5 protein-coding genes are annotated in these 6,350 nt (G+C 54.1%); 3 read left to right on the top strand and 2 right to left on the bottom strand.

Annotation, left to right across the window (positions count from 1 at the left end):
• Together VGJ94_04760 and VGJ94_04755 are read left to right on the top strand one after the other, a co-directional pair.
• Window positions 1-1,399 (top strand): GNAT family N-acetyltransferase (locus VGJ94_04760; GenBank protein ID HEY3275909.1); only part of this gene is annotated, 1,399 nt, incomplete at its 5' end.
• A gap of 456 nt (window positions 1,400-1,855) precedes the next feature.
• Window positions 1,856-2,800 carry an aldo/keto reductase gene (locus VGJ94_04755; GenBank protein ID HEY3275908.1) on the top strand — a complete coding sequence of 315 codons (945 nt, stop codon included), beginning with the start codon at window positions 1,856-1,858 and terminating at the stop codon, window positions 2,798-2,800.
• 137 nt (window positions 2,801-2,937) lie between these two features.
• Here VGJ94_04755 and VGJ94_04750 read toward each other — a convergent pair whose 3' ends face one another.
• On the bottom strand, window positions 2,938-4,032 hold the full coding sequence (locus VGJ94_04750; protein HEY3275907.1) for an NAD(P)-dependent oxidoreductase: 1,095 nt from the start codon (window positions 4,030-4,032) through the stop codon (window positions 2,938-2,940).
• Between the two features lie 162 nt (window positions 4,033-4,194).
• On the opposite strand from VGJ94_04750, the gene VGJ94_04745 reads away from it, so the two are divergent.
• Window positions 4,195-4,869, top strand: a complete 675-nt coding sequence (locus VGJ94_04745; GenBank protein HEY3275906.1) for an HAD-IA family hydrolase — start codon at window positions 4,195-4,197, stop codon at window positions 4,867-4,869.
• On the opposite strand, the gene VGJ94_04740 is transcribed toward VGJ94_04745, so the two are convergent.
• Window positions 4,841-6,350 (bottom strand): DEAD/DEAH box helicase (locus VGJ94_04740; protein HEY3275905.1); only part of this gene is annotated, 1,510 nt, incomplete at its 5' end. The two genes, VGJ94_04745 and VGJ94_04740, sit on opposite strands and share 29 nt — an antisense overlap.

Below are 6,350 nucleotides of genomic sequence, written 5' to 3'. Positions count from 1 at the left end.
CGGGGATATACCGACCTACGATACCCCCGAGGAGGCCGTGAAGACCTATCTCTATATGTACAACTACTCCCGTAACCTCGAGCTTCTCTACGAGACGCCTTCCGAGCTCCCCCTTACCGAGGCGCCGCCGAAGAACCACCTCAAGGCATCGATCCGGCGTATCCTGAAAGAGGGGAGGACCATCCTCACGGAAGAAGAGTCGAAGGATTTCCTCAATATTTACGGTATACCAACCACGCTCCCTTATCTGGCCCGGGATGATAATGACGCGGTGCGCATTGCGACGAGGATCGGCTATCCGGTGGCGGTAAAAATCGTCTCGAAGGATATCATCCATAAAAGCGACGTGGGAGGCGTGCTCCTCAACGTGCGCTCGGAGACGGAATTACGCCGGGCCTACGCGAGGGTCTTTCAAAGGGTGGACCGTAAAGCCCCGCGGGCCGACCTGAAAGGGGCGAACGTGCAACGGATGATCGAGAAGATCGATTACGAGATCATACTCGGCTCAAAGAGGGATAAAGACTTCGGAACCGTCATTCTTTTCGGCATGGGGGGGATCGGCGCGGAGATATACAAGGATGTGGTGGTGGGCCTCCCACCGCTCAATCAGATTCTGGCCCGGCGCCTCATGGAAGAGACCGAGGTATATAAACTCCTCCACGGCTTTCGCGGCAAACCGCCTGCGGACCTGCACCAGCTCGAGCAGATACTCGTGAGCTTCTCCAACCTCGTCATAGATTTTCCTGAGATTGCGGAAATGGATATAAACCCGGTCGTCATATCGGGCGGCAAGGCCTTCGCGGTCGATGCGAGGATCATCCTCGACCCGGAATACTCGGAGCCGGCGGGTAGCTACTCTCATGTTATCATTACCCCCTATCCTACGCGCTATGTGAGCCGGTGGCATCTCCGGGACGGCACCGAAGTATTTCTCCGGCCCATACGCCCCGAAGATGAGCCCATGGAGCTGGGAATGCTCTCGACTCTCTCCGAAGAGACCATGAGGACAAGGTTCTTCACTCCTATCAAAGATATCACCCATGACATGCTCGTCCGCTTCTGCAATATCGATTACGATCGGGAGATGGCGATCGTGGCGGAGATTACGAAAGGCGACAAGCGACGGATCATAGGGATCGGGCGGCTCATCATGGACCTTGACCAGAGATCGGGCGAGTATGCCGTCCTCGTCCACGATGATTATCAGGGGCGAGGCCTCGGCTATAAGCTCATGGACATGATCATCGGCGTCGCACTCGATAAAAACCTCGACGAGGTGCATGGCCTTGTGCTGAAAGAGAATGAAAAATTTCTCTCCATGGTTACCCGGCTCGGTTTTACCATACTCGATACTCCCGAAGACGAGGCTGCCTGGCGCGTGCAACTGCCCCTCCGGTGATTTATGGGAGAAAAAAGGCCTCCTTCCTCCTCAACTCCCGGCAGCATACTTCCCACAGCAGAAAAGAGCACCCCAGGGTGGTGTGTCTATGTACTACGATGCCGGGGATACTACCTTTACACCGGTTCGACAAATAATCTGATCCGCCGGCTCGGGGAACACGAGAACGGTTCGGGCAGCAAATTCGTGAGATCGAGAAGGCCTTTCGAGCTCGTAAAAGTGATTCCCTGCAAAACGGAAACGGAAGCCCGCCGAATGGAGTACCTCCTGAAGAGGCTTAAAAGAAGAGCCAAGATAGAATTGCTCTGCCTGGAGGAGCCTTTTTCCGTTGATACCTGGCGTGAAGGGCTGCCTTGATCACCGGAAAATGCTTGACAGAACCGACGCCGCCGTGTCATGAGAATATAGTCTTTGCTGAGCGTACCGAATACTACTAATTTCAAAAGGGGTATTCTCATGGAATATAAATGGTTGCAGGAACCAGGCTTTGCCGTCTCGACGGTCGCGCTGGGCACCTGGGCTATCGGCGGAAGTCATTGGGACGGCTATGATGAGCCGGGGGCGGTTCGTGCCATAGAGGCGGCCCTTGAAAAAGGCATAAATTTTATCGATACGGCGCCGGTATACGGCGACGGCCATTCGGAGGAATTGATCGGTAAGGCGATCGGGGGGAAAAGGGACCGCATATTCCTCGCCACCAAATGCGGTCTCGACATATATGCCCACAAATACCGGCGCGATCTTTCACCCTCTTACCTGGAGATCGATCTTGCGGGGTCGCTCAAGAGGCTTCGCACCGATTATATCGACCTCTACCAATGCCATTGGCCCGACTCCCACACACCCATCGAGAAAACCATGGAGACCCTTTTGAAGTTCCGGGAGCAAGGGAAGATCAGGCACATCGGCGTCTCGAATTTTGACATTGCCCAACTTCGTGAGGCCGCTCAATATGCGCCACTCTTCTCCCTGCAGGTGCACTATTCCCTCCTCGAAAGGGATATCGAAAAGGAGGTCCTCCCCACATGCCTCGAGAAGGGGATCAATCTCCTCTCTTATGGTCCTCTCGGAGCGGGCATGCTTACCGGCAAATATGCCGAATGTCCCATTTTTTCAAAAGGAGACGCCCGCACCTTTTTCTACCGTTTTTTCAAACCCCGTTACTGGCAGCAAGTCTGCCGCCTTGTGGACGGAGTGCTTCTCCTCGCTCAATCAAAAGGGGTAAGCCCCGGCGCAGTCGCCATCTCCTGGGTCCTGCAGCAGGAGGGGGTGATGACGGCAATCGTGGGTGCCCGTTCACCCGGACAGGTTTTGGAGAATATCACGGACGTGCCCGTTGAGTTTTACGACAATGAAATTGCACTCCTCGACCGTCTCTCGCGAGAGGTATATGAGGAATAATTCCATTTCTAAGTCAAAGATGATCGAGGCGACGAGGAAGACGCGACGGAGGTGTACTGCCAGTACATCGAGGAGCAGATGACGAAGGCAACGAAGAGAGCGCTTTGAATTAAGAATGGAATAAGAGAAGCCCGCGATTAATAGTAAGGCAACTGCTCCTCAAAACCCCTGCCTCCCTTCCGGTACCAGGATATCACGTGTTTTATGGCTTCGACTGCCTTCGCTTTCGCCGCAAGATCGGAATTAAACCCCTGGTGTGGCTGAACATAGATATTGGCACTGCGGTCGAGGGACCTTTTCACCATGGTCCGTGCCGCCTCATGATCCAGGCCCGCCCTCTCCTCGTTCTGCACCAGGGCGGCAAATTCGGCCTCCTTCGTAAATACGTCGAGCCCGATTCCCGTTATTTTTCCTGCAAGGTATAGCTCCCACAGCCCCGCTTCCGGCGCGATCTCTCCTCTTGTGACGTTGATAAAGATAAGACCGTCTTTTGCGCGGGCCAGGTACTCTTTCGAAAAATAGCCCACGTTATAAAACCTGCTGGATTTATCCTTCGTAAGGTTCATGGCATTCACCACGATGTCGCTGCCGGAGACCGCTTCTTCCCTGGAGACGAATTTCATTTTTCTCCCATAGAGTCCGCTCAATTCCTCCTGCCTCACGTCAACACCCTGCACGGAAAGCCCGTTGGCTTCGGCGAGATCATATATCCTCTTGCCGATCTTACCCACTCCATAGACGGTCAGTATTTTGTGGGGACCCAGCTCCATGAAACCCCGTGACTCTTTTCTCTCGAATATTGCGGTATTCGCGGAGTAATGGTTCAGCTCCCCCGCGGCGGCATAAAGAAATTTCATCGCAGTTTGGGCCACCGCATTGACGCAGTATTCCCTGAGAGACGCGATGTTCGCCCTTCCCGTCAGGTGCTCGAAATGATCATATCCCGCGCTTCGGGTGACGATACTTTTTCCCCCGCCTTCGAGATACTCCTCCGGAAGAAGGGAATGGGTCTTCGTGGTGATGATTTCCGGCAGCCTGGCGCCGGGGTTATTCCTTAAATAATCCTGCACATTGAGGGGAGTGATAAACCACGTGTGGCCCTTGGGAAGCAGGCCTTCCTCCATGGCTTTGCATGTCTCATTTTCAAGGTGCTCCGCCTCCGGTCCGAGGGCCTCGAAATGTATGATCCCGTATCCGGCCTTATCTGTTTCCCTTTTCCCTGGTATCTTCAATGTCACCTCACGGGGGCGGTTTTACTGCCCTATTCAGACTCTTATTCTCCACCGAAAAGCAGCCATTTTTCAAGGAAAAAGAAGTATCCCGGCCACCCTGCCGCTCCCATTCCTTATCCCCCTTGGCATAACAGGCGTGATCGTCTATATTATGATATGTCTGTGGGTCTCATAATTTTCGACCTCGACGGCACCCTGATCGATTCTCTGGAAGATATTACGGGCGCCCTAAACGAGGCCCTCGAGTCTTTCCGCCTGCCGCCCCTGAAGGTGCCGGAGGTGGCGCCCATGATCGGCGAGGGCGCCCTCAAGCTTGTGCAGAGGGTCCTGAAGAAATATGGCGCTTCCCTTGACCCCGGTCCCATTGTCGCACGCTACACGGAAGCTTATGCCTCGCACCTCGCCGGAAGGACCACTCTTTACCCGGGGGCAAAAGAGATGCTCGAACAATTGGCCTCTTTCAAAAAGGCGCTGATCTCAAACAAATCGGAAGCCCTGTCCCGGGCCCTTCTCACGCACTTCGGGCTTTCCGGTTATTTTAATATATTGGTCGGCGCCGATACCATTCCCGAAAGGAAACCCTCCCCTGCGCCCCTCTTCCATGTCCTTTCCGCTCTCGCAGCTTCACCGAAAGAGACGATAATGGTCGGAGACAGCGAGGTCGATATATGGGCGGGTAAAGCCGCTTCCGTAAAGACCATCGCAGTCACCCATGGATACGGGTCGCCAGGATTCGAGAAAGAGGCGGATTTCGTTGTGGGAAGCCTGCTGCCCCTCGCACACCTGATAAAACAGATAGATTCGGCTCCTAACTCCCCAGCCCCAGGAGGAAGTTGAAGTCTTCTCTCGTGATCGATTTTCCGGCGCTTTCCTCAGGGGTATTCATAAGCGCGCGATAGAGGCCCAGCTTTCTCTGCTTCAGGGCCATCATCTTTTCTTCCACCGTATGACGCATGAGCAGTCGTGTGACTATCACTTTTTTCTTCTGGCCGATCCTGTGTGACCGGTCCGACGCCTGATTTTCCACGGCCGGGTTCCACCATGGATCCAAATGGAAGACATAGGAGGCCCTTGTGAGGTTCAATCCCTGTCCACCCGCCTTGAGGCTCAGAAGAAATACGGCGGGCGATTCGCAGCCTTGAAAGCCCTCTACGATCTCCCTTCTCTTCATTACCGGCGTGGAACCGTCGAGCCTGAAAATCCGGAATTCCCTCGACCTCAATTCTTTTTCCACAAGATCGAGAAAAGAGGTAAATTGGGAGAAAACCAGGGAGCTGTGGGATTCACTGCATAACTGCTCCAGTTTATCCCTCAGGAATTCTATTTTCGGCGATACTTCAATTTGATCGGTAATGAGAAGCTGAGGGGTGAGACATATCTGGCGGAGCTTCATAATGGCGGTCAGGGCAATTATTTTGGCCTGAGCCGCCGTATTTTTATTGTAGGCATTATCAATGGTGGATCTCACTTCATCCACGGTGCGGGTATAGAATTTCTTTTGACGCTCCGTAAGCTCGAGGAATACGTCATTCTCGATCTTCGGCGGAAGCTCTTTCAGTATCCGCTCCTTTGTCCTGCGCAATATGAAGGGCTTGCTCTTTTCGGCGACCGCGGGAAGAAAGGTGGCCATCTCATGCTTCGCTTTTCCCTGAAACTCCCGGTAGTCTCCAAGCAGGCCGGGGAGGACGAGGTCCATGATCGAGAAATACTCTCCCATATGATTTTCCACGGGCGTGCCCGTAAGGGCCAGTTTAAACCAGCCCTTCAACTGTCGGACCGCCCCGGTGGTGCCTGCCACTATATTCTTGATGGCCTGCGCCTCATCAAAGATAATGGCCCCGAAAGCCATCTCCTTTAATTTACCGATATCCCGCCGTACGAGGCCGTAGCTCGTGAGCACCACGTCATAGCCCTCCAACGTGCTGGAGCGGTCTTTCCCGCGATAGACATAGACCTTGAGGCCGGGACAGAACCTTTCTATCTCCTGCTCCCAGTTAAAAAGAAGACTCGGCGGCATCACCACGAGAGAAGGTCTTTTCGCGCCGGGGCCGCAGGAAATTTTACCTTCCTTTATGGCCGCTAAAAGGGCGAGGGCCTGAAGCGTCTTCCCCAGCCCCATATCGTCCGCAAGGCATGCACCGAACTTGTGCTCATACAGGAAAGAGAGCCATGAATATCCCTCGTGCTGGTATGGTCTCAGCTCTCCCACGAGAGTCTCCGGCACGGGCTTCTTCTCGAGCTTATCGAACTGGGTGAGACGGGTCACCAACTCCTCGTCCCCCGGAGCAAGGCGAACGGTAATGCCCCTCTTTCTCAGG

It is taken from the genome of Syntrophorhabdaceae bacterium (assembly GCA_036504895.1).
Classification (GTDB): domain Bacteria; phylum Desulfobacterota; class Syntrophorhabdia; order Syntrophorhabdales; family Syntrophorhabdaceae; genus PNOM01.
The sequence above is the reverse complement of the archived record's forward strand: the minus strand, read 5'-3'. Positions and strand labels throughout refer to the sequence as shown.

Excerpts from the sequence above, each read along its gene's own strand:
- VGJ94_04755 (HEY3275908.1), top strand. The coding sequence starts at position 1,856 with ATGGAATATAAATGGTTGCAGGAACCAGGCTTTGCCGTCTCGACGGTC.